The organism is Streptomyces glaucescens (genome assembly GCF_002154375.1).
In the GTDB taxonomy this organism is placed as follows: Bacteria; Actinomycetota; Actinomycetes; order Streptomycetales; family Streptomycetaceae; genus Streptomyces; species Streptomyces glaucescens.
In genome coordinates this window covers 1-25,306 of sequence record NZ_MUND01000184.1, presented here as the reverse complement: position 1 = coordinate 25,306, position 25,306 = coordinate 1, and the positions used below count along the sequence as shown (strand labels likewise).

Below are 25,306 nucleotides of genomic sequence, written 5' to 3'. Positions count from 1 at the left end.
GATCGCGGCGAGCGGCAGTCCGTGCCCGGGGCCGAGGTGCGGGACCGTCAGGTACAGCGCGCCCGCGAGGGCGGAGACGCAGAGCAGGCCGGCGGTGGAGGCGCGGTGCGGGTTCTTCCCGGCGGCGATGCCGGACGCGGCGACCGCGGTGACCGTGCCCGACCCGAAGCCGCCGAGCACCGCGCCTCCACCGCCGGCCTGCTCTGCGTCTCCGCCCTCGCGGGCGCGCTGTACCTGACGGTCCCGCACCTCGGCCCCGGGCACGGACTGCCGCTCGCCGCGATCGCGCTGACCGCCCTGGCCGTGTGGCCGGTGACCGGCCGGCTGCCCGGGCGGTCACCGGCCGCTCCCGCCACCCGGGACGAGCGGGCCCGGCTTCCCCACCTGCGCTCCGGCCTCCTCCTCGCCGCCGCCATGCCCTTCTGGTCGCTCGCCCAGAACGCCCTGTGGGGCGTCAGCGGCCGGATCGGGCTGACCCAGGCCCGGCTGACCGAGGCGGCCGTCGGCGTCGTCTTCGCCGCCGCCCTCGGCGCGGGGCTGCTGGGCGTGCTGGGCGCCGGGGCGCTCGGGGCGCGGCTCGGACGGGCGGTGCCGATCGGCGCCGGGACCGTGCTGATCGCCGGGTGCATCGCGCTCAGCGCCTCCGCGACCACCCTGCCCGCCTTCGCGGCGGGCGAGATCGCCTGGAACGCCCTCTACCCGGTCGTGCTGTCGTACGTCATCGGCCTGGCCGCCTCCCTCGACCCGCGCGGACGCTGGGCGGTGCTGGTCGGTTCGGCGTCCTCGCTGGGCACCGCGGCGGGTCCGCTGACCGGCAGCCTGCTGTCGGAGCGGGCGGGCTTCCCCGGCATGGGCCTGGTGCTGGCCGCCGGGCTGCTCGCGGTCGCCGTGCCGATGACGGTGGTGGCCGTGCGCGCGGGCCGGCGGCAGACCGCGGCGGCGGACATCCCGGTCGTGGAGATCCCCGTGGACACCCCCGTCGTCCCCGCGGAGCGTGCCGCCTACGGCACCGCGGGTCCCCGGCAGGCAGGCGCCGCACCGGGGACCCGCTGAGACCGGCGCTCTACCGGAACCCGTAGGCCTCCACCTCGGCCAGGCAGCGCGCGCGCCACTCCTCGTCGTCCTCCAGGAAGGAGGCGAGGAAGGAGTTGCGGGCCAGTTCCCGCAGCCGCTCGTCGGTCAGGCCGAGTTCACGGCGTACGGCGTCGAAGTTGTCGCCCGCGTAGCCGCCGAAGTAGGCCGGGTCGTCGGAGTTGACCGTGCACAGCAGCCCGGCGTCGAGCATCGCGGGCAGCGGGTGGCCGGCCAGGGTGTCCACCGCGCGCAGCCGGACGTTGGACAGCGGGCACAGGGTGAGCGGGATCCGCTCCCGCACCAGCCGCTCGACCAGCGCCGGGTCCTCCATGCAGCGCAGGCCGTGGTCGACGCGCTCGACGCCGAGCACGTCCAGGGCCTCGGTGATGTACTCCGGCGGCCCCTCCTCCCCCGCGTGCGCGACCCGGCGCAGCCCCAGCGCGGCGGCGGCCTCGTACACCTCGCGGAACTTCGCCGGCGGGTGCCCGACCTCGGCGGAGTCCAGGCCGATGCCGGTGATCCGGTCCAGGTAGGGCTTGGCCAGCTCCAGGGTGGCGAGGGCCGACTCGGCGGACTCGTCACGCAGGAAGCACATGATGAGCCGGGTGGAGACGCCGTGGTCGGCCCGGCCGCGGGCGAGCGCCCGCCACAGGCCCTCCACGACGGTGCCCATCGCCACACCCCGGGCGAGGTGGGCCTGCGGGTCGAAGAAGATCTCCGCGTGCCGCACGCCCTGCGCGGCCGCCCGGGCGAGGTAGGCGTCGGCCAGGTCCTCGAAGTCCCGCTCGGTGCGCAGGACGGCCATCAGCGCGTAGTACAGGTCGAGGAAGGACTGGAGGTCCTCGAACCGGTACGCCTCACGCAGCTCGTCCGTGGTCGCGTACGGCAGTGTCACCCCGTTGCGGGCGGCCAGCTCGAACGCCAGCTCCGGCTCCAGGGTGCCTTCGATGTGCAGGTGCAGTTCAGCTTTGGGGAGGGGCATCAGGGCATCGTACGCCCTGGTCACCTGCGTTTCGGGAGTGGTACGCGCAGCAGGTCGTACGCCACCGTCAGCTCGCCCTCGAACCCGGCGGCCCGCGCCTGACGCTCGAACTCCTCCGGGTCGGTGTAGCGCTGGCTGAAGTGGGTCAGGACGAGATGGCGCACATCGCTCGCCTTCGCCACCCGTGCCGCCTGGCCCGCCGTCAGATGGCCGTGCTCGACGGCCAGGTGCTCGTCCTCGTCGAGGAACGTCGACTCGATGACGAGCATGTCGCAACCGTCCGCCAGCGCGTACACCCCGTCGCACAACCGGGTGTCCATGACGAACGCGAACCGCTGCCCGCGCCGCACCTCGCTGACCTCGTCCAGGGTGACACCGCCGAGCACCCCCTCCCGCTGGACACGGCCCACGTCCGGCCCCTTGATGCCGTGCGCGGCCAGCCGCTCGGGCAGCATCCGCCGTCCGTCGGGTTCGACGAGCCGGTACCCGTACGACTCGACCGGATGGGAGAGCCGGTACGCCTCCAGCGCGTAGGAGCGGGTGCGGGCGACGACGCCGTCGGCGTCCACCGGTGCCTCCACCAGGTTCACCGTCTGCCGGTAGGCGGTGGCGTACCGCAGCCGCTCGAAGAAACGCTGCCCGGAACGCGGGTAGTGCGCGGTGACCGGGTGCGGCACCTGGTCCAGGTTGATCCGCTGGATCACGCCCGGCAGGCCCAGCGAGTGGTCCCCGTGGAAGTGCGTGACACAGATCCGGTTCAGGTCGTGCGCGGCGACACCGGCACGCAGCATCTGGCGCTGGGTGCCCTCGCCGGGATCGAAGAGGATGCCCTCGCTGTCCCAGCGCAGCAGATAGCCGTTGTGGTTGCGGTGCCGGGTCGGGACCTGGCTGGCGGTGCCGAGGACCACCAATTCACGGACGGACACGATGCTCCGCCGCCTACCCGGGAGGCCATTGCAGGCCGCGTCCGCCGAGCACGTGCGCGTGGGCGTGCCAGACGGTCTGGCCGGCACCGCTGCCGGTGTTGAAGACGATGCGGTAGCTGTCGAGCTCCTCGTCGTCGGCCACCGCCTGGGTCTCCCGCAGCACGTCGGCGGCCACGTCCGGGGCGCCGGCGGCGAGTTCGGCGGCGTTCGCGTAGTGCGCCTTGGGGATGACCAGGACGTGCGTGGGCGCCTTGGGGTTGATGTCCCGGAAGGCGACGGTCGTGTCGGACTCGCGGACGATCGTCGCCGGGATCCGACCCGCGACGATCTTGCAGAACAGGCAGTCGTCCTGCGGTTCCCCTGCCATGGTCCCTCCGGAGGTTGGGCGGTTGATCGTCTGGTGGGCATCGTATCGTCGCCGGGGCGGGTGGTCCGGCGGCTCGTCCCGGGCGCCGTCGCCCCGCGGGCGGCTCGTTGCCGGGTGCGGGTCGCGGGGGGCCGGCCGGGCGCCCACGCGGCCGAGCCGCACCTCGACGGGCCCCGCGCCCCTCGGGTGGGCGCGGGCACCCGCTCCGGTCACGGCACGGTGGGCGGCGCCTTCGCCGGACTCGACTCCAGGGCCTCCAGGGCCAGGCGGATCGCCTCGTCCAGTTGGGCGTCGCGGCCGGCCGCGTGGTCCTGGGGGCGCTGCACGACCTCCACGTCCGGATCCACGCCGTGGTTCTCCACGCCCCAGCCGTAACCCTCCAGCCAGAACGCGTACTTGGGCTGCGTGACGAGCGTGCCGTCGACCAGCCGGTAGCGGCTGTCGATGCCGATGACGCCGCCCCAGGTGCGGGTACCGACGACCGGGCCGAGACCGAGGGCCTTGATGGCCGCGTTGACGATGTCGCCGTCGGAACCGGAGAACTCGTCGGCGACGGCGACGACCGGCCCGCGCGGCGCGTCCTCCGGATAGCTGTACGGCCGCATCCCGCGCGGCACGGCCCAGCCGACGATCCGCCGGGCCAGTTTCTCGATGACGAGCTGGGAGGTGTGCCCGCCCCGGTTCTCCCGGACGTCCACGATCAGCCCCTCGCGGGCGACCTCCACCCGCAGGTCGCGGTGGATCTGCGCCCAGCCGGGCGCCTGCATGTCCGGCACGTGCAGATAGCCGAGCCGCCCGCCGGACCGCTCGCGCACGTAGGCCCGCCGGTCGGCGACCCACGCGTGGTACCGCAGCGGCTCCTCGTCGGCGACCGGCACGACCACGGTGTGCCGCACCTCGCCCCCGCCGGCCGGCGACACGGTCAGCTCGACGGGCCTGCCCGCCGTGCCGACGAGCAGCGGGCCCGGTCCGGTCACCGGGTCGACCGGCTGCCCGCCGACGGCGACGACCGCGTCCCCGGCGCGGACCGCGACGCCGGGCGCGGCGAGCGGCGAGCGGGCCTCGGGGTCGGAGGTCTCCGAGGGCAGCACCCGGTCGATGCGCCAGGTGCCGTCCGGGTGCCGGGAGAGGTCCGCGCCGAGCAGCCCCTGCCGGTCGCCGTGCCCATGGCCGCCGCGCGGGACGACGTAGGCGTGCGAGGTGCCCAGCTCCCCCTGCACCTCCCAGAGGAGGTCGACGAGGTCGTCGTGGGTGGCGACCCGGTCGACGACGGGCCGGTAGCGGTCGAGGACGCCGTCCCAGTCGACGCCGTTCATGTCCGGCCGCCAGAAGTGGTCGCGCATGATCCGGCCGGTCTCGTCGAACATCTGCCGCCACTCGGCGGCCGGGTCGATCGTCTGCCGGACCCGGGACAGGTCGACGGTGATGTTGGTGTCGCTGTCGTCGTCGCCGGACGCGCGCCGGTCGCTGGGGACGACCTTCAGCCGTCCGCCGGTCCACAGCAGCACCCGCTTGCCGTCGCCGCTGACCTCGAAGTGGTCGGCTTCGGCGGCGAGGTGCTCCAGGCGCTGCTGGGCGAGGTCGTAGCGCTCCAGCTCGGAGTGCGGGGCGGGGTCGTCGGGGGTGGCCCGGGAGACGCCGAGGACGCCCTGCACGGGGTGGCGCAGCCACAGCACGCCGTCCTTGGCGGCGCGCAGGCCGGAGTACCGGCCGGCCTCCACGGGGAACGGGACGATCCGGTCGGCGAGCCCGTCGAGGTCGATCCGGGTGGCCGGGGTGCCCTCGCTGTCCGGGGTCTCGTCCTTGTCCGGTGCCTCGAAGGGCCGCCCGTGCCGCTGCGGCCCGAACGGGGACGGCGTGGTCGCGGCGAGGGTGATCAGATACGGCCGGTCGCCGGTGACGAACGCCAGGTCGAAGACGTGCTCGTCGTAGACCGGGTCGAAGGAGCGGGTGGAGAGGAACGCCAGGTGCTTGCCGTCCTGGGTGAAGGCGGGCGCGTAGTCCTGGAAGCGGAGCGGGGTCGCCTCGGTGACCGTCAGATCGGTGGTGTGGGCCAGCCTGATCTGGCAGAGCGGGCTCGGTCCCGGGTGCGACCAGGCCAGCCAGGCCGAGTCCGGGGAGAACGTCAGCCCGGAGACGTCGCCGTGCTCGCTGCGGTCCACCTCGCGGACCTCGCCGGTCTCCCGGTCCACGAGCAGCACTCGCCCGTCGTGCGCGGCGACCGCGGCGCGGCTGCCGTCGGGGGCCATCGCGAGGCCCAGCACCCGGCCGAGCCGCCCGGCGGCGAGCCGGCGCGGGGTGGCGCCGGGCGCCAGGCCGGTGGCGGGCGCGAACTCCAGGGCGTCCTCGCCCTCGGCGTCCGTCACCCACACCACCCACTCCTCGCCCTCCACCCGGAAGGTGCGCGGCAGCCGGGCCCGGACACCGGGTACGGCGGCGAGGGCGCGGGCGGGGCCGGCGCGGTGGGTGACCCAGTGCACGGTGCCGCGCAACGCGACCGCGCTGCCGCGCGCGGTGTGGTCGGGCGCGGCGGCCCCGAACCAGCGGGCGGCGTCGACCTGGAAGGGCTGGCGGTCGGTGCGCTGCCCGCCGAGCCGGATGTCGAGGCGGCGGGGCTCGGCGCCGTCGAGGTCGTCCAGGACCCACAGTTCACCGGCGCAGGAGTAGACGACGCGGGTGCCGTCACCGGCCGCGTGCCGGGCGTAGAAATGGCCGAGCGGGGTGTGACGGCGCAGGTCGGAGCCGTCGGCGAGGGAGGAGTAGAGCGCGCCGGTCCCCTCGTGGTCGGAGAGGAACGCGATCCGCTCCCCGGCCCACAGCGGGTACTCGATGTTCCCGTCCAGCTCCTCGTGGAGCCGTACGAACTCGCCCTCACCGTCCCGGTCGATCCACAGCTTGCCCGCCGTACCGCCCCGGTAGCGCTTCCACCAGGCGGCCTCGCGGCCCATCGGCGCCGACAGCAGCACCGTGTGCGGGCCCTGGGCGACACCGCCGACGGGGCCGTACGGCAGCCGGGTGGCCGGGCCGCCGTCCAGCGGGACCGCGTGCGCCCAGCTGCGCCGCGAGCTGGCCTGGCCGTGCGTGGTGAGCGCGAGGACCTGCCCGTCGGCGGTCCAGCCGCACACCTGGGTGCGCCAACTGCCCCAGTGGGTGAGCCGCTTGGACGGGCCGCCGTCGACCGGCGCGATGTGCACCTCGGGTGCGCCGTCGCGGGTGGAGGTCCAGGCGACGGTGGAGCCGTCGGGCGAGATGCGCGGCAGGGTCACCGGCACGTTGTCGGCGCTGACCCGCCAGGCCCGGCCGCCGTCGAGCGGGGCGAGCCACACGTCGTCCTCGGCGGTGAACGCCACCAACTCGCCGTGCGGATGCGGAAATCGGAGATACCCTGGCGTGGACTGTGTCACGCGATCACCCTATGCAGGGGCGGCCCCGCTGAACAGCGGTTCCGATCACTTCCCTTGGGGCCAGCACTGGGGGTCGCTCTGGCACCAGACGGTCCTGGTGACCGTCACCGTGACCTCCGGGCCGGGGCCGCCGCCGGGCGGCTGGTTCACGGGCGGCGTGCTCGGGGCGTCGCAGTCGCCGAGGCCCTGGACGTGGAACCACTCCTTGCCGTCGACCTTCGCGACGATGTCGCCGCGGATGCACCGGCCGTTGACCGCGCGGGTCACCTTGCCGTCGACGGTGATCTCCTTGCCGTCGGAGGTCTCCCCCTCGCAGTCCACGTCGGCGACGGTGTCCTCGCTCGCGGTCGGTGTCGAGCCGCCGTCGTCCCCGAAGCTCGCGGTGCACGTCAGCCACCGCACGTCCGCCTTCTGCCGCTCCAGCTCCCGGGTCACCGTCTCGTCGGTGGTGTACGCCACGGTCGCCGAGCTGAGCCCGCCCGGTTCACAGGCCACGACTCCGCCCACCACCAGCACCGCGAACACCGCGACACCGGCCGGCCGCCGCCCCGGCCGATCCCAAATCCGCCTCAACACCCCCATGAAAGGGCATGCTGCCACCGTCCGACGGCTCGCGGTAGAGCGCATACGGCCATGTGTGCCGCGAAATCCCGGTGCCCGGGCGGTGCTTGGCGGCCTAGCCTGGCGCGATGCGCAAGAAGGGCAGCCTGCGACGGCTCGTGGTGGACGAGACGACCATCTACCTGTGGAGCGTCCGGCACCGGCACGGCGACGGGCGCCCGTGCGAGGAGGTGGTCGGACTGCACCGGGACGGGACGTGCACCCGGATCGTCTTCCGGGAGGGGCCCGGCCGTCCCGTCGAGGGCGGCTACCAGCCCGGCCACTACGTGATCGACGAGCACGGCAACCACCTCAATCTGAACGAACCGGGCAGCGTGCGCGCGCTCGTCGACGAGGCGGCCCGGCGCGGGCTGCTGCCCTGCGCCCGGGACCTGGACGGCTGGGAACTGCTGCGGGCGATCGGCGCCGGCCGGCCGCGACAGCCGTCCGGACGTCAGTCCCAGCGGCCGGTGCGGCCGAGGAGCAGGGCGGCGGCGGCCGTCCCCGCGGTGGAGGTGCGCAGCACGGAGCGGCCCAGCACGCAGGCCTGGGCGCCGGCCTCCCGGAACAGCGCCAACTCGTCGGAGGCCACGCCGCCTTCGGGGCCGACGACCAGCACGATCTCGCCCTCGGCGGGCAGTTCGACGGTGGCCAGCGGCTCGCTGCCGTAGTCGAAGTCCGAGTGCAGTACGGCCGCGAAGTCGGCCTTCGCGAGCAGCGCGGCGACCTGCTTGGTCGACGCCAGGTCCGCCACCTCGGGGAAGCGGACCCGGCGGGACTGCTTGCCCGCCTCGCGGGCCGTCGCCCGCCACTTGGCGAGGGACTTCAGACCGCGGTCGCCCTTCCACTGGGTGATGCAGCGGGCGGCCTGCCACGGCACGATCGCGTCCACGCCGACCTCGGTCATGGTCTCGACGGCGAGTTCCCCGCGGTCCCCCTTGGGCAGGGCCTGGACGACGGTGATGCGGGGCTGCTCGGGGGGCTCCTCGGTGTAGGAGTCCAGCTGGACGATCAGCCGGTCCTTGCCCTCGGTGCCGAGCACCACGCAGTCCGCCCAGCGGCCCGCCCCGTCGGTGAGGATCACGTCCTCGCCGGGCCGCAGCCGCTTCACCGAGACGGCGTGCCGCCCCTCGGGACCGTCCACGACGTAACGCCCGCCGGGCCCGGACGCGAAGTGCTCGACCACGAACACCGGTGCCGTCATCGCGGGCCACCTCCCGGGACCGCGGTACGTGCCGCCGCCAGTTCGGCCGCCAGCACCTCCACCAGCTGCCCGGCGGGCAGCTCGCGGGCCATCCGGTGACCCTGCCCGGCCCACAGCGCCATGCCCTGCGCGTCACCGGCCTTCGCGGCGGCCTTGCGCAGCGGCGAGGTGAGGTGGTGGATCTCCGGGTAGGCGGCGGGGGCGTACCGTCCGTGCTCGCGCATGAACCGGTTGACCAGGCCGCGGGCCGGGCGGCCGGAGAAGGCGCGGGTGAGTTCGGTACGGGTGAACAGCGGGTTGGTCAGCGCCTGCTTGTGCACGGCCTGGGCACCCGACTCCGGGGTGGCGAGGAAGGCGGTGCCGAGCTGGGCGGCGCTCGCGCCCGCGGCGAGGACGGCGGCGATCTGGCTGCCGCGCATGATGCCGCCGGCGGCGACGAGGGGCAGCCGCACCGCCTCACGGACCTGGGCGATCAGGGAGAGCAGTCCGATGCCGGAGCCGTCGTTCTCGGGGATGTCCCGGTGGGTGCCCTGGTGGCCGCCGGCCTCCACGCCCTGCACGATCACCGCGTCCGCCCCGGCCTGCTCGACCGCGCGGGCCTCGTCGGCGGTGGTGGCGGTGACCAGCGTGAACGTGCCGGCGCGGCGCAGGGCGTCGAGGGCGTCCCGGCTCGGCACGCCGAAGTGGAAGGAGACGACCGGTACCGGGTTGTCCAGCAGCACCGCGAGCTTGGCGTCGTAGCCGTCGTCCCGGCCGCTGTCCGGGTCGCCCAGCTCGGTCTCGTACCAGGCGGCCTCGCCGGCCAGCTGATGGGCGTAGACGTCGACCGCGGCCGGCTCGGCGTACTCCGGCTGCGGCATGAACAGGTTCACGCCGAAGGGGCGGCTCGTCAGCCCCCGCAGTTGCTTGATCTCCTGGTACATGCCGTCGGCCGTCTTGTACCCGGCGGCCAGGAATCCGAGCCCCCCGGCCTCGGACACGGCGGCGGCGAGCTGGGGCACGGAGACGCCGCCCGCCATGGGGGCCTGCACGATCGGGTGGGGGAAGAGATCGGTCAGTGCGGAGGACATGACGGCATGGTGTCACGTCCTCCGAACAAGTCCGAATCCGGGCGCCGCACTGGCATAGACCACCGGCACCGCACCCGGCAGCGCCGGATCAGCGCCCGTTGAACGCATCCTTCAACCGAGAGAACAGCCCCTGCTGGCCGGGCTGACCGTGCCCGCCCGGGGACAACCCCCGGACCCCCGGCCACCACGCGACGCACCGCCCACCAGACAGCCGACCACCCGGATCAGCGCCCGCCGACCACCCGGATCAGCGCCCGTTGAACGCATCCTTCAACCGCGAGAACAGCCCCTGCTGGCCGGGCTGGAACTGGCCCGTCGGGCGTTCCTCGCCGCGCAGCTTGGCCAGCTCGCGCAGCAGGCGCTCCTGCTCCGGGTCGAGCTTGGTCGGGGTCTGGACCTCGACGTGGACGATGAGGTCGCCCCGGCCGCCGCCGCGCAGATGCGTGACGCCCCGGCCGTGCAGCGGGATCGACTGGCCGGACTGGGTGCCCGGGCGGATGTCGACCTCCTCCATGCCGTCCAGCGTCTCCAGCGGCACCTTGGTGCCAAGGGACGCCGCCGTCATGGGGATCGTCACCGTGCAGTGCAGGTCGTCGCCGCGCCGCTGGAAGGTCGGGTGCGGGAGTTCGTGGATCTCCACGTACAGGTCACCGGCGGGGCCGCCGCCGGGGCCGACCTCGCCCTCGCCCGCGAGCTGGATCCGGGTGCCGTTGTCGACACCGGCCGGGATCTTCACCGTCAGGGTGCGGCGGGAGCGGACGCGGCCGTCGCCGGCGCACTCCGGGCACGGGTTCGGCACGACCGTGCCGAAGCCCTGGCACTGCGGGCACGGCCGCGAGGTCATGACCTGGCCCAGGAAGGACCGGGTGACCTGCGAGACCTCGCCCCGGCCGCGGCACATGTCACACGTCTGCGCCGAGGTGCCCGGCGCCGCGCCCTCGCCGCTGCACGTGGCGCAGACGATCGCGGTGTCGACCTGGATGTCCTTGGTGGTGCCGAAGGCCGCCTCGTCGAGTTCGACCTCGATCCGGATCATGGCGTCCTGGCCGCGGCGGGTGCGCGAGCGCGGTCCGCGCTGCGACGCCGTGCCGAAGAACGCGTCCATGATGTCGGAGAAGTTCCCGAAGCCGCCCGCGCCGAAGCCGCCCGCGCCCGCGCCGCCGCTCTGCGAGAGCGGGTCGCCGCCGAGGTCGTAGACCTGCTTTTTCTGCGGGTCCGACAACACCTCGTACGCGGCGTTGATCTCCTTGAACCGCTCCTGGGTCTTCGGATCGGGGTTGACGTCCGGGTGCAGCTCGCGGGCGAGCCGCCGGAAGGCCTTCTTGATCTCTTCCTGCGACGCGTCGCGGCGCACGCCGAGAACGGCGTAATAGTCCGTGGCCACTTACGACTCCGCCAGGATCTGTCCGACGTACCGTGCCACCGCTCGTACCGCTCCCATCGTTCCCGGGTAATCCATGCGGGTCGGTCCGACCACGCCGAGCTTGGCGACTGCCTCGCCGCCCGAACCGTAGCCGACCGACACCACCGACGTGGAGTTGAGTCCCTCATGGGCGTTCTCGTGACCGATGCGCACGGTCATGCCCGGATCCTTCGCCTCGCCCAGCAGCTTGAGGAGCACCACCTGCTCCTCCAGCGCCTCCAGGACGGGCCGGATCGTGAGGGGGAAGTCATGCCCGAAGCGGGTGAGATTGGCGGTGCCGCCGATCATCAGCCGCTCCTCGGTCCGCTCGACCAGCGTCTCCAGCAGCGTGGAGAGCACCGTCTGGACGGTGCCGCGATCCTCCGCCTCGAAGCCCTCGGGGAGATCCTGCACCAGTTGCGGCACATCCGTGAAACGGCGTCCGGCGACCCGGCTGTTCAGCCGCGCCCGCAGATCCGCCAGGGACGTCTCGCCGAACGGCGCCGGGCAGTCGATCATCCGCTGCTCGACCCGTCCGGTGTCGGTGATCAGGACCAGCATCACCCGCGCGGGTGCCATCGACAGCAGCTCCACGTGCCGCACCGTGGACCGGGTCAGCGAGGGATACTGCACGACCGCGACCTGCCGGGTCAGCTGCGCGAGCAGCCGCACCGTGCGGGCCACGACGTCGTCGAGGTCGACGGCGCCGTCGAGGAAGTTCTGGATCGCGCGCCGCTCGGGCGCGGTGAGCGGCTTGACCTCGGCGAGTTTGTCGACGAAGAGCCGGTAGCCCTTGTCGGTGGGGATCCGCCCGGCGCTGGTGTGCGGCTGGGCGATGTACCCCTCGTCCTCCAGGGCGGCCATGTCGTTGCGGACCGTGGCCGGCGAGACGCCGAGGTTGTGCCGCTCGGTGAGCGCCTTGGAGCCGACCGGCTCCTCGGTTCCGACGTAGTCCTGGACGATGGCGCGCAACACCTGAAGCCGTCGTTCACTGAGCATCCGCGCACACCTCCAGCGGTCCGTCCCCTTGGCGCTCCCCCTGGCACTCACCGCATACGAGTGCCAGCCTTACCGGCCCAGTGTACGGCCGTCGGGTACGCCCCGGGCAAGGCCGGTCCCGCGCGGTCGTGCGCCCGGGGGCGTCACGGTTAGCGTCGCGGCATGACGGTGACTTGGGAAGAGCTGGGGTGGGAACGGCTGGCGACCGGGGTCGGCCGGTGCCGCCTGCCGGGCTGGGACTGCACGGCAGGGCTGGTCCGCGGCGAGGGCACGGCACTGCTGATCGACGCGGGTTCGGGCCTCGCGGAGGGCGCCCGGCTGCGCGCCGAGGCCGAGGAACTCGCCGGCCACCGTGTGACCCATCTCGCGCTCACCCACCCCCACTTCGATCATGTCTTCGGGGCGGCGGCGCTCGCCGGCACGGAGGTCTACGGCGCGGTCGGCGTGGACGCGGCGCTCACCTCCCGGCGGGCCCGCGAGGAGCTGCGGACGGACGCGATCCGCAACGGCCTGGACGAGGCGTCGGCGGGTGAGGCGGCGGACACCCTGGTCGTGCCGCGCCACCACGTCTCCGGCGAGTGGACCCTCGACCTGGGCGGCGGCTGCCAGGTGCTGCTCGCGAACGTCGGCCCCGGCCACACCGCCCACGACCTCGCCGTCCTCGTCCCCGGCGAGACGGAGGTGGTCTTCTGCGGCGACCTGGTCGAGGAGTCCGGCGAGCCGCAGGCGGGCCCCGACGCCGTCCCGTCCCGCTGGCCGGACGCCCTGGACCGCCTGCTGGCGCTGGGCGGCGAGGACGCGCTCTACGTGCCCGGCCACGGCGCGGTGGTCGACGCCGCCTTCGTGCGCCGCCAGCGCGACGCCCTCGCCGCCCGCTTCGGCGTGTCGGGCTGAACCCGCCCGGCGGTGTCCATATCGTCATTCGAATGCGCCAGTACTCTCCGGACCTGACCCCGCCCTGGAAGAAGCCCCAGCCCGTCCCGGAGGTCCCGGCGGAGCCCGGCCTGGTGGTCGAGGAACCGGGGACCGGATTCTGCGGCGCGGTCGTTGGCTGCCAGGCGGGCACGGTGACGCTGGAGGACCGCTTCGGCAAGCACCGGGTGTTCCCGCTGGAACCGCGCGGCTTCCTGCTGGAGGGCAAGGCGGTGACCCTCGTACGGCCCACCGGGACGGGCCCCGTACGGCCCGCCCGCACCGCCTCCGGCTCGGTCGCCGTCCCCGGCGCCCGCGCGCGCGTGGCCCGCGCCGGCCGCATCTACGTCGAGGGCCGCCACGACGCCGAACTGGTCGAGAAGGTCTGGGGCGACGATCTGCGCATCGAGGGCGTCGTCGTGGAGTACCTGGAGGGCGTCGACGACCTCCCGTCGATCGTGGACGGCTTCGCCCCGGGGCCGGACGCGCGGCTGGGCGTGCTCGTGGACCACCTCGTCCCCGGCTCCAAGGAGTGGCGCCTCGCCCAGTCGGTGACCAGCGAGCACGCCCTGGTGGTGGGCCACCCGTACATCGACATCTGGCAGGCGGTGAAGCCGTCGGCCCTGGGGATCCCGGCGTGGCCGGAGGTGCCGAAGGGACAGGACTGGAAGACGGGCGTCTGCCGGGCCCTGGGCTGGCCGTCGGACAACACCGGCGCGGTGTGGCAGGCGATCCTGAAGCGGGTCCGGTCCTACAAGGACCTGGAGCCGGAGCTGCTGGGATGTGTCGAGCGTCTCATCGATCACGTGACCGTGCCCTGACGGCTGCCGCTGGTCGGCCCGACGGGACTGGCGGAACGCTCTCCGCCGACGCGGAGGGGGCGTGGCGATCACCTCGTCCACACGGCCGAGCCGTCCGCGTCCCCGCCGCTGCCGGGGGTGGGACCTCTAGTCCACCAGGTCCCTGACCACCGCGTCCGCCAGCAGCCGCCCCCGCAGGGTGAGCACCGCGCGCCCCTCCTCGTACGGCTCCTGCTGGAGCAGTCCGTCCGACAGGGCCCGGCGGGACGCCCTCAGGCCCTCCTCGCGGAGGAGGCCGAGCGGCGCCCCCTCCCGCAGCCGCAGCTCCAGCAGGACGCGCTCCACCCGCCGGTCCTCGTCGGACAGCAGCTCACGGCCCGCGCCCGGGGAGCGGCCCTCCGCCAGCGCCGCCGCGTACGCGCCCGGGTGCTTGACGTTCCACCACCGCACCCCGCCGACGTGCGAGTGGGCGCCGGGGCCCGCGCCCCACCAGTCCGCGCCCCGCCAGTACAGCTCGTTGTGCAGGCAGCGCCCGGCCTTCGAGGTGGCCCAGTTGGACACCTCGTACCAGTCGTAGCCCGCCGCGGACAGCCGCTCCTCGGCGATCAGGTAGCGGTCGGCGTGCACGTCGTCGTCGGTCATGGGGACCTCGCCACGCCGGATCCGGCGGGCGAGCTGGGTGCCCTCCTCGACGATCAGGGCGTACGCCGAGATGTGGTCCGGCCCGGCACCGAGAGCCGCGTCCAGGGACGCGCGCCAGTCGTCGTCGGACTCCCCGGGTGTGCCGTAGATCAGGTCGAGGTTGACGTGCTCGAAGCCCGCCGCGCGGGCCTCCGCGACACATGCCTCGGGACGGCCCGGGGTGTGGGTGCGGTCGAGGACCTTCAGCACGTGCTGCCGCGCGCTCTGCATGCCGAAGGAGATCCGGTTGAAGCCGCCGTCCCGCAGCTCGGCGAGGTAGGCGGGGTCCACCGACTCGGGGTTCGCCTCCGTCGTGATCTCGGCGTCGGCCGCGAGCCCGAACTCGTCGCGGATCGCCCCCAGCATGCGTACGAGGTCACCGGCGGCCAGCAGGGTGGGCGTACCGCCGCCGACGAAGACCGTGCGGACCTCGCGCGGGTCGTCGCCGAGGACCTTGCGGGCGAGGCGGATCTCGTCGGTCAGGGTGTCGGCGTAGTTGTCGCGGGAGGCGAGGACGCCGCCGGTGCCCCGCAGCTCGGTGGCGGTGTAGGTGTTGAAGTCGCAGTAGCCGCAGCGGGTCGCGCAGTACGGGACGTGCAGGTAGAACCCGAGGGGGCGGTCGGCCGCCCCGGCGAGCGCGGACGCGGGCAGCGCGCCGTCGGCGGGGACGGGCTCGCCGTCGGGGAGTGCGGAAGGCATGTCCTCATTGTCCCGCACTCCCGTCCGGTGTCCGGCACTCCCGCCCGGCGCTACGGCCGCCGCTCGGCCTGGAGGACCAGCAGGGCGAGATCGTCCTCCGGCGGGCTGCCGCCGAAGTCGTGCACCTGCCGCCGGATCCGCTCGGCGATCAGCTCCGCGCTCAGGCCCGCGCACCCGGCGAGCGCCGCCGCCAGCCCGTCGCCGTCGTCGAACTGGCGGGAGCCGCAGCGGCGCTCGGTGACCCCGTCGGTGACGCAGAGCAGGGTGTCGCCGGGACGCAGTTCGAAGGTCTCGCTGGTGTAGGTCTCGTCCTCCACGACGCCGAGCAGGGTCTGCGGACGGGCGACGGTACGGACGCCGCCCGCGGGGCCGAGGAGCAGCGGGAGGGGGTGGCCGGCGGCGGCGAGGGTGCAGCGGACACCGCCGTCGAAGGGGGCCAGCTCGCCGTAGAGGAGGGAGAGGAACCGGGTCTGCGGGCCGTCTCCGGGGGCGACGGGGCCCGCCAGGGCGCGGGCGGCGGCGTCGGCCGCCTCGGTGGCGTCGTCGAGGAGGAGCTGGTTGAGGCGGTCCAGGACGTCGGCGACGCGGTAGCCCTCGCGGGCGAGCAGCCGCAGCCAGGGGCGGGCCAGTCCGATCACCACGGCGGCCTCGGGGCCCTTGCCCTGGACGTCGCCGATGGCGAAGCACCAGCGGCCGTCGCCGGCCGGGAAGAGGTCGTAGAAGTCGCCGCTGGGCCCGCCGACATCGCACGGCTCGTGCACCAGGGCGCTGTGCAGCCCGGGGATCTCGGGGACCGTGCCGGGCAGCAGCCCGCGCTGGAGGACGGAGCTGATGGTGACCTGCCGGGCGTACTGCCGTGCCGCCCCGATGGCCAGCGCCACCCGGCGGCTCAGATCCTCCACCAGCCCGGTCACCTCGCCGGGCAGCCGCGTGACCCCGGCCCGCCCGATGACCAGCGTCCCGAGCGGCCGTCCCCCGGCGACCAGCCGGAACGCCATGGCGGTGCCGGGAGCGGCGGGGATGCCGGCCGCGGTGGGGGCGGCGCTCAGGGCCTCCCCCGGCCAGGGGTAGGGCACCGGCCCGCCGGTCTCCGTCTCCTCCGCCGTGCTGGGCGGCTCCTTCTCCAGCGCGCGGCGCAGCTCCTCCATGTGGTCCTCGCTGGCGTGCCAGACGCGGGCCAGGCGGGGGCCCGGCGCGCCGATGCCGCCGTCGGGGCGGCGGGCGCGGCCGCCCATCGCCTCGTCCTCCAGCCAGATCGCGCACCAGTCGGCGAGCCGGGGCACGAGCAGCTGGCCGGTGAGGGCGGCCACCAGGTCCTCGTCGAGCTGCCCGGCGAGCAGGTCGGACGCCTCGGCGAGGAAGGACAGCGCGCCGCGCCCCAGCCACTCGCGGTCCCGTTCGGTCCGCCGCCGCTCGGGGGCGAGCAGTCCGGCGACGGACAGGGACTCGCCGGAGTCCTCGTGCTGCCGGTGTTCGTCGCCGGTCACCCGCGCCCACACCGTCTTGGCGCCGCGGCGGTAGGTGACGCCCCAGGATTCGGAGAGGGCCGCGACGAGGCGCAGGCCGCGGCCGTACTCGGGGGTGCCGTGGGCCGGCTCGCCGGCCGCGTCGCGCGGGGCGCGGGAGGGGTGGCGGTCGCAGACCTCGACGACGAGCGCGCCGGTGTCCGGCTCCAGCCGGCAGGCCAGTTCCACGTCGGTGCCGGCGTGCACGACCGCGTTGGTGACCAGTTCGCTGACGACGACCGCCGCGTCCTCGCCGACCCGGTCCGCGCCGGGCAGCCCGAGGTCGCCCCACTCGCGCAGGGCCGTGCGCAGCAGCCGGCGGGCGGCGCCCGGGGCGAGCGGGCCCCCGGTGAGGGTGGTGTGCGCCTGCGGGGGCGCGGGCGCGGTGACGGAGTCGGCCTCCGGGTACGCCGGAAACTCCCGCTGTGTCGGTATGGCCCCCATGTCCAGCTCCCCGGGCAGTGGGACGGTTGGTGCCGCCAGGGTGACAGACGGACCCCGCCCGAACGCGTGGAGTTACCGAAGTGGGCCGTGTTGAGTGAGAACCATGCTCCGCACATGGCCGAATCCGGACCGGTTGGGGTCCGGATTCGAGCATCCGAACTATGCCGCTGGCTCAGGCGCCCGTTCCGGGGCGTTCGGGGCGTTCGGGGCGGCGGACCGGCGGTACGGGCGCCGGGCGGTCCGGCGGCACTACTTCTCGCGCGTCCCCTCGTACATCTCCTCGATGAGGTGCTTGTACTCGCGCTCGACCACCGGCCGCTTCAGCTTCAGGCTCGGGGTGATCTCGCCGTGCTCGACGTCGAGGTCGCGCGGCAGCAGCCGGAACTTCTTGATGGTCTGCCAGCGCTGGAGTCCGGCGTTGAGCTGCTGGACGTATCCGTCGACCATCTCGACCGTGGCGGGCGCGGCGACGACCTCGGCGTACGACTTGCCCTCCAGGCCGTTGTCCTTCGCCCAGCCGAGGAGCGCGGCCTCGTCCAGGGCGATGAGCGCGGTGCAGTAGTTCCGGTCGGCGCCGTGCACGAGGATGTTGGAGACGAACGGGCAGACAGCCTTGAACGAGCCCTCGATCTCGGTCGGCGCGATGTACTTGCCGCCCGAGGTCTTGAACAGGTCCTTCTTGCGGTCGGTGATCCGCAGGTAGCCGTCGTTGGACAGCTCGCCGATGTCGCCGGTGTGGAACCAGCCGTCCGGCTCCAGCACCTCGGCGGTCTTCTCGGGCAGGCCGTGGTAACCGGCCATGATCCCGGGGCCGCGCAGCAGGATCTCGCCGTCCTCGGCGATGCGCACCTCGGTGCCGGGCAGCGGCTTGCCGACCGTGCCGGTGCGGTAGGCCTCGCCGGGGTTGACGAAGGAGGCCGCGGAGGACTCGGTGAGGCCGTAGCCCTCGAGGATGTGGATGCCGGCGCCGGAGAAGAAGTAGCCGATCTCGGGGGCGAGGGCGACCGACCCGGAGACGCACGCCCGCAGCCGGCCGCCGAAGGCCTCGCGCAGCTTGGCGTAGACGAGCTTGTCGGCGACCGCGTGCTTGGCGGACAGTCCGAAGGGGGCGGTGGCGTTGCCGGTGCGGCGGAAGTTGTCCTGGGTGACCTTGGCGTACTCGCGGGCGACCTCGGCGGCCCACTGGAAGATCTTGTACTTGGCGGGGCCGCCGGCCCGGGCCTTGGCGACGACGCCGTTGTAGACCTTCTCGAAGATGCGGGGCACGGCCGCCATGTACGTGGGCTGGACGACCGGCAGGTTCTCGATGATCTTGTCGACCCGGCCGTCGACGGCGGTGACGTGGCCGACCTCGATCTGCCCGGAGGTCAGCACCTTGCCGAAGACGTGGGCGAGCGGCAGCCACAGGTACTGCACGTCGTCGGGGCCGACCAGGCCGGTCGCGGCGATCGCCTTCGCCATGTACGACCAGTTGTCGTGCAGCAGCCGCACGCCCCGGGGGCGGCCGGTGGTGCCGGAGGTGTAGATGAGGGTGGCCAGCTGGTCCTTGGTGATCGCGCCGACCCGCTCCTTGATCAGCTCGGGGTCCTTCTCCAGCCGGGCGGCGCCGCGGGCCTGGAGTTCGTCGAGGCTCAGCACCCAGTCGCCGGTCTCGACGCCGGTGGCGTCGATGACCACGACATGCGCCAGCTCGGGCAGCTCGGCGCGCTTGGCCTGCGCCTTGGCCAGCTGGTCGGCGTTCTCCGCGATCAGCACCCGGCTGCCGGAGTCGGAGAGGAGGAAGGCCGACTCGTCGGCGTTGGTCTGCGGGTAGATCGTGGTGGTGGCCGCGCCCGCGCACATGATGCCGAGGTCGGCGAGGATCCACTCGATCCGGGTGGCGGAGGCGAGGGCGACGCACTGCTCCGGCTGGACACCCAGCTCGATCAGCCCGGCCGCGATGGCGTACACCCGCTCGGCGGCCTGCGCCCAGCTCAGCGACTTCCAGTCGTCGGGGCCCTGACCGGAGGCCGACGGCACCGGGTAACGGTAGGCCTCGGCGTCCGGGGTGGCGGCCACGCGCTCCAGGAAGAGGCCCGCGACGGACGGCGGACGGTTCTCGATCAGGGTCTGTGTGTCGGTCACGACATCCTCCGGGGGCCCGCGACGGTGCGGCTTGTTTTCACTCGCGGGGCGTTGTTTAACTCGCGAGTAACTATCGGGCAGGGACAGGTTAGAGCCCGACTGCCCGCTGCGTAAGACTCCGCGCCCACTCACTTCGTGCCACTTGCTCCAGTGAGACACCCGCGGCACGCCGAGAGCCCGCCGCGCTTTCGCACGACGGGCCCCGAGACGTCCGTTTTGCCGGTGACCGGCGGTGTGACCGGCGGTTACTTCTTGGCCTTGCCCGATCCCGCGCTGTCATCGCTGGAGAGCACCGCGATGAAGGCCTCCTGCGGAACCTCCACGGAACCCACCATCTTCATCCGCTTCTTGCCTTCCTTCTGCTTCTCCAGCAGCTTCCGCTTGCGGGAGATGTCACCGCCGTAGCACTTGGCGAGGACGTCCTTGCGGATGGCGCGGATGGTCTCGCGGGCGATCACCCGCGAGCCGATGGCGGCCTGCACCGGCACCTCGAAGGCCTGCCGCGGGATCAGCTCCTTGAGCTTGGCCACCAGCCGCACCCCGTAGGCGTACGCCTGGTCCTTGTGGGTGATGGCGGAGAAGGCGTCGACCTTGTCGCCGTGCAGCAGGATGTCGACCTTCACCAGGCTGGAGGTCTGCTCGCCGGTGGGCTCGTAGTCCAGCGAGGCGTAGCCGCGCGTCTTCGACTTCAGCTGGTCGAAGAAGTCGAAGACGATCTCGGCGAGCGGCAGGGTGTAGCGGATCTCGACCCGGTCCTCGGAGAGGTAGTCCATGCCGAGGAGGGTGCCGCGCCGGGTCTGGCACAGCTCCATGATCGAGCCGATGAACTCGGTCGGCGCGAGGATCGTGGCGCGCACGACCGGCTCGTACACCTCGCTGATCTTGCCCTCGGGGAACTCGCTCGGGTTGGTGACGGTGTGCTCGCTGCCGTCCTCCATCACGACCCGGTAGACCACGTTCGGCGCGGTGGCGATCAGGTCGAGGCCGAACTCGCGCTCCAGCCGCTCCCGGATCACGTCCAGGTGCAGCAGGCCGAGGAAGCCGACGCGGAAGCCGAAGCCGAGGGCCGCGGAGGTCTCCGGCTCGTAGACGAGCGCGGCGTCGTTGAGCTGGAGCTTGTCGAGGGCCTCGCGCAGCTCGGGGTAGTCCGAGCCGTCCAGCGGATACAGACCGGAGAAGACCATCGGCTTCGGGTCCTTGTACCCGCCGAGTGCCTCCGTGGCCCCCTTGTGCTGGCTGGTGACGGTGTCACCGACCTTGGACTGGCGGACGTCCTTCACACCGGTGATCAGGTAGCCCACCTCGCCGACGCCGAGGCCGTCGGCCGGCAGCATCTCCGGCGAGTTGGTGCCGATCTCCAGCAGCTCGTGGGTGGCGCCGGTCGACATCATCCTGATGCGCTCGCGCTTGTTGAGCTGGCCGTCGATGACACGGACGTACGTCACGACACCGCGGTAGGAGTCGTAGACCGAGTCGAAGATCATCGCGCGGGCGGGGGCGTCCTTGACGCCCACCGGCGCGGGGACCTCCGCGACCACCTTGTCGAGCAGCGCGTCGACGCCCACACCGGTCTTCGCGGAGACCCGGAGCACGTCGCTCGGGTCGCAGCCGACCAGGTTCGCCAGCTCCTCGGCGAACTTCTCGGGCTGCGCCGCCGGCAGGTCGATCTTGTTCAGCACGGGGATGATCGTGAGGTCGTTCTCCATCGCCAGGTAGAGGTTGGCGAGGGTCTGGGCCTCGATGCCCTGGGCGGCGTCGACGAGGAGGATCGTCCCCTCGCACGCGGCGAGCGACCGCGAGACCTCGTAGGTGAAGTCGACGTGCCCCGGCGTGTCGATCATGTTGAGGATGTGCGTGTTGCTCTTGTCGTGGGTCGGGGCCCACGGCAGACGCACCGCCTGGGACTTGATCGTGATGCCGCGCTCGCGCTCGATGTCCATACGGTCGAGGTACTGGGCGCGCATCTGCCGCTGCTCGACCACACCGGTCAGCTGGAGCATCCGGTCGGCGAGCGTGGACTTGCCGTGGTCGATGTGCGCGATGATGCAGAAATTGCGGATCAGAGCCGGGTCGGTACGGCTCGGCTCGGGCACATTGTTAGGGGTCGCGGGCACGCAGGGTCCTGTCTCTTGAGGCGCCTTATGCCTCGGGTCGGATCGATACGTAGCTTCCATGGTCCCACGGGTGCGGCGCGGCGACCGGTTTGGGCCGCGGGAAGGGCCGCTGGTAGTGTAGGTGGCTGTGTCTCATGCCCTCTCAGCGCGAGGCACGACCCCAAGAAATCACCTGGCACGGGACACGGGATCCCTTCGGATCCCTCTCGCCCCGTGCCTGAACCTGAAAAGGCTCATTCGTGGCGAACATCAAGTCCCAGATCAAGCGGATCAAGACCAACGAGAAGGCCCGGCTGCGCAACAAGGCCGTCAAGTCCTCCCTGAAGACCGCGGTCCGCAAGGCCCGCGAGGCAGCTGCCGCGGGTGACGTCGAGAAGGCCACCGAGTACCAGCGCGCTGCCGCGCGTCAGCTCGACAAGGCCGTCTCCAAGGGCGTCATCCACAAGAACCAGGCCGCCAACAAGAAGTCGGCGCTGGCTGCGAAGGTCGCGTCCCTCAAGGGCTGAACCCCTTATCTGGTCTGATCGCCGGTAGGACCCCGAGCGGGCCCTCTCTCATCCGCTCCCGACCGGCACCCCGAGTCCGTTCGCGGCCTGCGTTCGCCACGCGGGAACGGACTCAGCGGCTTCATCCGAAGGCCCCGTCGCCCCGCCCTTCCCCAGGGCGGGCGGCGGGGCCTTCGGTCATGCCCGCAGGCGTCACGACCAGAAGTCGTCGTTCGCCTCGATGTCCTGGACGCACTCGTCGATGTCGCTCATCTTGTCGCCGACGATCCGGAAGACGAGGGCGCCGTCGTCATCGATGTGCTTGCCGTTGCGGTCCGCCGTGAAGCGCATCATGCCGACCGCGTGACCCCGGCCGTCCACGGCGACGCCGCGCAGGTCGACCCGCATGTTCCCGCCGGTCTCCTCATGCATCCGGCGATACATGTCGATGATCGCGTCCTGCCCCTTGAAGTCACCGGACAGCGGGTGGCTGCCGGGCACGTGGTGGGTGCAGTCCGAGGTCATCAGCTCACGCAGGGCGTCCATGTCACCGCGGGTGAAGGCTTCGTACCCCTTGCGCACGAGTTGGGCGTGCGGATGTTCAGCCATGGCGATCGCCACCTCTCCGTCGTCGGCGATGTGCGGCTGATACGCCCGATTCTCCTCCGCTCCCGCTACGCCCGCCCTCTGGAACGCGCGGCCCTGGCGATGATCACGACGGCCTTCTCCAGGGCGTACTCGGGGTCGTCCCCGCCGCCCTTCACCCCGGCGTCCGCCTCGGCCACCGCCCGCAGCGCGACGGCGACCCCGTCCGGCGTCCAGCCCCGCATCTGCTGCCGGACCCGGTCGATCTTCCATGGCGGCATGCCCAGCTCCCGCGCCAGATCGGCGGGCCGGCCGCCGCGCGCGGAGGACAGCTTGCCGATCGCCCGCACCCCCTGGGCGAGCGCGCTGGTGATCAGCACCGGGGCGACACCGGTGGACAGCGACCAGCGCAGCGCCTCCAGCGCCTCGGCCGCCCGCCCCTCCACCGCCCGGTCGGCGACGGTGAAGCTGGAGGCCTCGGCGCGGCCGGTGTAATACCGCCCGACGACCGCCTCGTCGATGGTCCCCTCCACATCGGCGACCAGCTGCGACACGGCTGACGCCAGCTCCCGCAGGTCGCTGCCGATCGCGTCGACGAGCGCCTGGCACGCCTCGGGCGTGGCGGACCGCCCGGCCGCCCGGAACTCCTGGCGCACGAACGCCAGCCGGTCGGCCGGCTTCGTCATCTTCGGACAGGCCACCTCCCGCGCCCCCGCCTTGCGCGCGGCGTCCAGCAGGCCCTTGCCCTTGGCGCCGCCCGCGTGCAGCAGCACCAGGGTGATCTCCTCGGCGGGCGCGCCGAGGTAGGCCTTCACGTCCTTGACGGTGTCCGCGGACAGGTCCTGCGCGTTGCGTACGACCACGACCTTGCGCTCCGCGAAGAGCGACGGGCTGGTCAGCTCGGCGAGGGTGCCGGGCTGCAGCTGATCGGGGGTCAGGTCACGCACGTCCGTGTCGGCGTCGGCGGACCGGGCGGCGGCCACCACCTCCTGCACGGCACGGTCGAGCAGGAGGTCCTCCTGGCCCACGGCGAGCGTCACCGGGGCGAGAGGGTCGTCATTCGCAGATTTCCTGGCCATCGGGACAAGCATGGCACGGCCCACTGACAGCGGGGGCGTGCCCGGCCGGGCTCTCGGACGCCGGAGCCTGGCCCTGCCTGAGGGAGCGGGGAACCGCGCGACCGGCCGCCCACGGCCCGAGACCGAAGACGGACCGGCAGCCCACGGCCCGAGACTGAAGTCCGCCGGCCGCCCACAGCCCAAGACCGACCGGCACAAACCCGAGGCAGCGTGGGCCTACGGCTCCTCGCGCCAGCCGTCCCACTCCCCGGCGAACTCGTCCAGCTCCCGGGGATCGAGCACCGCGGCCTCGTCCCGCAGCACCACCAGCCACTGCGCGTCCTCGGCGTCGTCCTCCCCCGCCAGCGCGTCCCGCACCAGGCGCGGCTCCTCGTCGACCCCGAACCGCTCCCCCAGCGCCTCGGCCGCCTCCTCCGCGGCATCCCGGTCGGGCAGCACCAGCACATGTCTCACATCACTCACGGCACCATTCTCCGCCACGGCTACGCCGCCATGTCACCGGCCGCCTTGGGCACGACCTGCACGTCCAGCTCGATCCGGATGCTCGGGCCCACCACCGCGATCCCCCGCGCCAGCATGGTCTGCCAGCTCACGGTGAAGTCGTCGCGGTGCAGCTCGGTGGTGGCCCGGCAGGCCGCCCGGACCTCCCCCTCCATGCCGTTGCCCAGCCCCAGGTACTCGGTGTCGAGCGTCACCGTCCGCGTCACCCCGTGCAGCGAGAGCGCCCCGGTCACGGCCCACCGGCTGCCGCCCTTGTGCACGAACCGGTCGCCGTAGAACTCGATCGTCGGGAAGCGCTCCACGTCGAGGAAGTCCGCCGACCGCAGGTGGTCGTCCCGCATCCGCACATTGGTGTCGATCGACGCCGCCCCGATCACCACGTGCATCTGCGACCGCTCCACCGGATCGGCGATCCGTATCACCCCGGCGAAGGTGTTGAACCGCCCGTGGATCCGGGCCAGCCCGATGTGCCGGGCGGTGAAACCGATCGAGGAGTGCGCCGGCTCGATCTCCCAGTCCCCCGGCGCCGGCAGCTCCGGCGGCTCGGCCGTCCGGAGCGTCACGTCCCCCAGCGAGGCGAGCGTACCCTCCTCCACCGTCAGGGCCGTCCGGTACGGGGCGTAGCCCTCGGCCGACACCGCCAGCCGGTACTCCCCCGCCGGCACCGCCGTCACGAACGATCCGAAAGGGTCCGTGCCCCCGCCGACCACCCGGCGCCCCATGTGGTCGCTGACCAGGAACTCCGCGTGCTGCACCGGCTCATGGACCGGATCGAGCACCCGGCAGCTGAGCGCTCCCGCCCGCGGCGGGGTCCGCACCGCCGCGAGCGGATTCCGCCGTTGCATCCGGTTCCTCCGGCTGCCCAGCCAGCGGCCGATCATCCACGACACCTCTGCGCGCCTTGACATCACTCGTTACCGAAGATCCATTCGATCACTTGTGAGACTTTCGGGGCAACTCAGGGCCAGTTCGCGGGATACGGGCGGAATCAGTCCGTCCCGTCTGCTTCACCACCCATGACCGGCACCCGGTCCAGCACGATCCCGAACCGCTCCCGGTACACCGCCAGCACCGCTTCGTCCTCCTCCTCGCCGTACTCGTGCTCCTGCCGCGCCCCGTCCGCCGCCGTCACCTTCAGCCGGCGTCCGCTGAGCGTGATCCGCCCGCCGTCCTCGGTGACCCGCGAGCACACCAGTGAGCGCAGGAAGTGCGACTCCGGCGAGGTGCTGTGCCACCAGGCGCCGGTCACGAAGTCGGCCAGCACACGCGGCCGGGTCTCCAGCCGGTACTCCGGCTCGCCGTCCTTCAGCAGGTCCAGGTCGGCCGCGTCCGCCGTGCCGCCGCCCCGG

22 protein-coding genes are annotated in these 25,306 nt (G+C 73.0%); 4 read left to right on the top strand and 18 right to left on the bottom strand.

What is annotated here, in order from left to right; all coding sequences use genetic code 11:
* Window positions 1–1,053, top strand: a 1,053-nt coding sequence (locus CCN42_RS13710) for an MFS transporter (protein WP_245877269.1), incomplete at its 5' end; no start/stop codon positions are given.
* Between the two features lie 10 nt (window positions 1,054–1,063).
* Here CCN42_RS13710 and CCN42_RS13705 read toward each other — a convergent pair.
* From CCN42_RS13705 to hrcA, 9 genes are all read right to left on the bottom strand, one after another.
* Window positions 1,064–2,056, bottom strand: a complete 993-nt coding sequence (locus tag CCN42_RS13705) for an adenosine deaminase (protein WP_169731451.1) — start codon at window positions 2,054–2,056, stop codon at window positions 1,064–1,066.
* Between the two features lie 20 nt (window positions 2,057–2,076).
* The gene (locus tag CCN42_RS13700) at window positions 2,077–2,982 is read right to left on the bottom strand and encodes a ribonuclease Z (RefSeq protein ID WP_086735761.1); all 906 of its coding nucleotides are present in this window, start codon (window positions 2,980–2,982) and stop codon (window positions 2,077–2,079) included.
* 13 nt (window positions 2,983–2,995) lie between these two features.
* Window positions 2,996–3,349, bottom strand: a complete 354-nt coding sequence (locus CCN42_RS13695) for a histidine triad nucleotide-binding protein (RefSeq protein WP_086735759.1) — start codon at window positions 3,347–3,349, stop codon at window positions 2,996–2,998.
* Window positions 3,350–3,558: 209 nt separating this feature from the next.
* Entirely contained in the window at window positions 3,559–6,753 is a 3,195-nt protein-coding gene (locus CCN42_RS13690; RefSeq protein WP_086735757.1) for a S41 family peptidase, read from the bottom strand.
* Window positions 6,754–6,798: 45 nt separating this feature from the next.
* Window positions 6,799–7,335, bottom strand: coding sequence for a hypothetical protein (locus tag CCN42_RS13685; RefSeq protein ID WP_086735755.1), 537 nt, complete (start codon window positions 7,333–7,335; stop codon window positions 6,799–6,801).
* 472 nt (window positions 7,336–7,807) lie between these two features.
* Window positions 7,808–8,557 carry a 16S rRNA (uracil(1498)-N(3))-methyltransferase gene (locus CCN42_RS13675; RefSeq protein WP_086735752.1) on the bottom strand — a complete coding sequence of 250 codons (750 nt, stop codon included), beginning with the start codon at window positions 8,555–8,557 and terminating at the stop codon, window positions 7,808–7,810.
* Window positions 8,554–9,627, bottom strand: coding sequence for a nitronate monooxygenase (locus CCN42_RS13670; protein WP_086735750.1), 1,074 nt, complete (start codon window positions 9,625–9,627; stop codon window positions 8,554–8,556). The genes CCN42_RS13675 and CCN42_RS13670 overlap by 4 nt, the downstream gene beginning before the upstream one ends.
* A gap of 247 nt (window positions 9,628–9,874) precedes the next feature.
* Window positions 9,875–11,011, bottom strand: coding sequence for a molecular chaperone DnaJ (gene dnaJ, locus CCN42_RS13665; RefSeq protein WP_086735748.1), 1,137 nt, complete (start codon window positions 11,009–11,011; stop codon window positions 9,875–9,877).
* Entirely contained in the window at window positions 11,012–12,028 is a 1,017-nt protein-coding gene (gene hrcA, locus CCN42_RS13660) for a heat-inducible transcriptional repressor HrcA (protein ID WP_043500778.1), read from the bottom strand.
* Between the two features lie 162 nt (window positions 12,029–12,190).
* On the opposite strand from hrcA, the gene CCN42_RS13655 reads away from it, so the two are divergent.
* On the top strand, window positions 12,191–12,922 hold the full coding sequence (locus CCN42_RS13655) for an MBL fold metallo-hydrolase (protein ID WP_086735746.1): 732 nt from the start codon (window positions 12,191–12,193) through the stop codon (window positions 12,920–12,922).
* Window positions 12,923–12,954: 32 nt separating this feature from the next.
* Window positions 12,955–13,761, top strand: a complete 807-nt coding sequence (locus tag CCN42_RS13650; RefSeq protein ID WP_086735744.1) for a DUF3097 domain-containing protein — start codon at window positions 12,955–12,957, stop codon at window positions 13,759–13,761.
* 126 nt (window positions 13,762–13,887) lie between these two features.
* On the opposite strand, the gene hemW is transcribed toward CCN42_RS13650, so the two are convergent.
* The 4 genes from hemW to lepA form a co-directional block, all read right to left on the bottom strand.
* Complete coding sequence (hemW, locus tag CCN42_RS13645) at window positions 13,888–15,120, bottom strand: radical SAM family heme chaperone HemW (RefSeq protein WP_086735741.1); 1,233 nt, start codon at window positions 15,118–15,120, stop codon at window positions 13,888–13,890.
* Window positions 15,121–15,170: 50 nt separating this feature from the next.
* Complete coding sequence (locus CCN42_RS13640; protein WP_086735739.1) at window positions 15,171–17,069, bottom strand: ATP-binding SpoIIE family protein phosphatase; 1,899 nt, start codon at window positions 17,067–17,069, stop codon at window positions 15,171–15,173.
* 249 nt (window positions 17,070–17,318) lie between these two features.
* Window positions 17,319–19,193 (bottom strand): AMP-dependent synthetase/ligase, encoded by a 1,875-nt coding sequence (locus CCN42_RS13635; RefSeq protein ID WP_086735737.1) that lies wholly within the window; start codon window positions 19,191–19,193, stop codon window positions 17,319–17,321.
* Window positions 19,194–19,438: 245 nt separating this feature from the next.
* Window positions 19,439–21,307 carry a translation elongation factor 4 gene (lepA, locus tag CCN42_RS13630; RefSeq protein ID WP_086735735.1) on the bottom strand — a complete coding sequence of 623 codons (1,869 nt, stop codon included), beginning with the start codon at window positions 21,305–21,307 and terminating at the stop codon, window positions 19,439–19,441.
* A gap of 239 nt (window positions 21,308–21,546) precedes the next feature.
* On the opposite strand from lepA, the gene rpsT reads away from it, so the two are divergent.
* Window positions 21,547–21,813 (top strand): 30S ribosomal protein S20, encoded by a 267-nt coding sequence (rpsT, locus tag CCN42_RS13620; RefSeq protein ID WP_086735733.1) that lies wholly within the window; start codon window positions 21,547–21,549, stop codon window positions 21,811–21,813.
* Window positions 21,814–22,005: 192 nt separating this feature from the next.
* On the opposite strand, the gene CCN42_RS13615 is transcribed toward rpsT, so the two are convergent.
* The 5 genes from CCN42_RS13615 to CCN42_RS13595 form a co-directional block, all read right to left on the bottom strand.
* Complete coding sequence (locus tag CCN42_RS13615; RefSeq protein WP_086168797.1) at window positions 22,006–22,401, bottom strand: nuclear transport factor 2 family protein; 396 nt, start codon at window positions 22,399–22,401, stop codon at window positions 22,006–22,008.
* 65 nt (window positions 22,402–22,466) lie between these two features.
* Window positions 22,467–23,456 (bottom strand): DNA polymerase III subunit delta, encoded by a 990-nt coding sequence (gene holA / locus CCN42_RS13610; protein ID WP_211294698.1) that lies wholly within the window; start codon window positions 23,454–23,456, stop codon window positions 22,467–22,469.
* A 216-nt stretch (window positions 23,457–23,672) separates the two neighbouring features.
* Window positions 23,673–23,918, bottom strand: coding sequence for a hypothetical protein (locus tag CCN42_RS13605; RefSeq protein WP_043500794.1), 246 nt, complete (start codon window positions 23,916–23,918; stop codon window positions 23,673–23,675).
* 20 nt (window positions 23,919–23,938) lie between these two features.
* The gene (locus CCN42_RS13600) at window positions 23,939–24,838 is read right to left on the bottom strand and encodes a YceI family protein (protein WP_086735730.1); all 900 of its coding nucleotides are present in this window, start codon (window positions 24,836–24,838) and stop codon (window positions 23,939–23,941) included.
* Between the two features lie 107 nt (window positions 24,839–24,945).
* On the bottom strand, window positions 24,946–25,306 hold a 361-nt coding region (locus CCN42_RS13595; RefSeq protein WP_143661908.1), incomplete at its 5' end, for an arylamine N-acetyltransferase.

What these genes read in the sequence shown, in the direction of transcription:
- hemW (WP_086735741.1), bottom strand. Translation starts at nt 15,120, where the DNA reads ATGCCTTCCGCACTCCCCGACGGCGAGCCCGTCCCCGCCGACGGCGCG.
- holA (WP_211294698.1), bottom strand. Translation starts at nt 23,456, where the DNA reads ATGGCCAGGAAATCTGCGAATGACGACCCTCTCGCCCCGGTGACGCTC.
- CCN42_RS13695 (WP_086735759.1), bottom strand. Translation starts at nt 3,349, where the DNA reads ATGGCAGGGGAACCGCAGGACGACTGCCTGTTCTGCAAGATCGTCGCG.
- CCN42_RS13600 (WP_086735730.1), bottom strand. Translation starts at nt 24,838, where the DNA reads ATGATCGGCCGCTGGCTGGGCAGCCGGAGGAACCGGATGCAACGGCGG.
- CCN42_RS13685 (WP_086735755.1), bottom strand. Translation starts at nt 7,335, where the DNA reads ATGGGGGTGTTGAGGCGGATTTGGGATCGGCCGGGGCGGCGGCCGGCC.
- CCN42_RS13615 (WP_086168797.1), bottom strand. Translation starts at nt 22,401, where the DNA reads ATGGCTGAACATCCGCACGCCCAACTCGTGCGCAAGGGGTACGAAGCC.
- CCN42_RS13675 (WP_086735752.1), bottom strand. Translation starts at nt 8,557, where the DNA reads ATGACGGCACCGGTGTTCGTGGTCGAGCACTTCGCGTCCGGGCCCGGC.
- CCN42_RS13655 (WP_086735746.1), top strand. Translation starts at nt 12,191, where the DNA reads ATGACGGTGACTTGGGAAGAGCTGGGGTGGGAACGGCTGGCGACCGGG.
- hrcA (WP_043500778.1), bottom strand. Translation starts at nt 12,028, where the DNA reads ATGCTCAGTGAACGACGGCTTCAGGTGTTGCGCGCCATCGTCCAGGAC.
- CCN42_RS13670 (WP_086735750.1), bottom strand. Translation starts at nt 9,627, where the DNA reads ATGTCCTCCGCACTGACCGATCTCTTCCCCCACCCGATCGTGCAGGCC.
- CCN42_RS13705 (WP_169731451.1), bottom strand. Translation starts at nt 2,056, where the DNA reads ATGCCCCTCCCCAAAGCTGAACTGCACCTGCACATCGAAGGCACCCTG.
- CCN42_RS13650 (WP_086735744.1), top strand. Translation starts at nt 12,955, where the DNA reads ATGCGCCAGTACTCTCCGGACCTGACCCCGCCCTGGAAGAAGCCCCAG.
- CCN42_RS13640 (WP_086735739.1), bottom strand. Translation starts at nt 17,069, where the DNA reads ATGGGGGCCATACCGACACAGCGGGAGTTTCCGGCGTACCCGGAGGCC.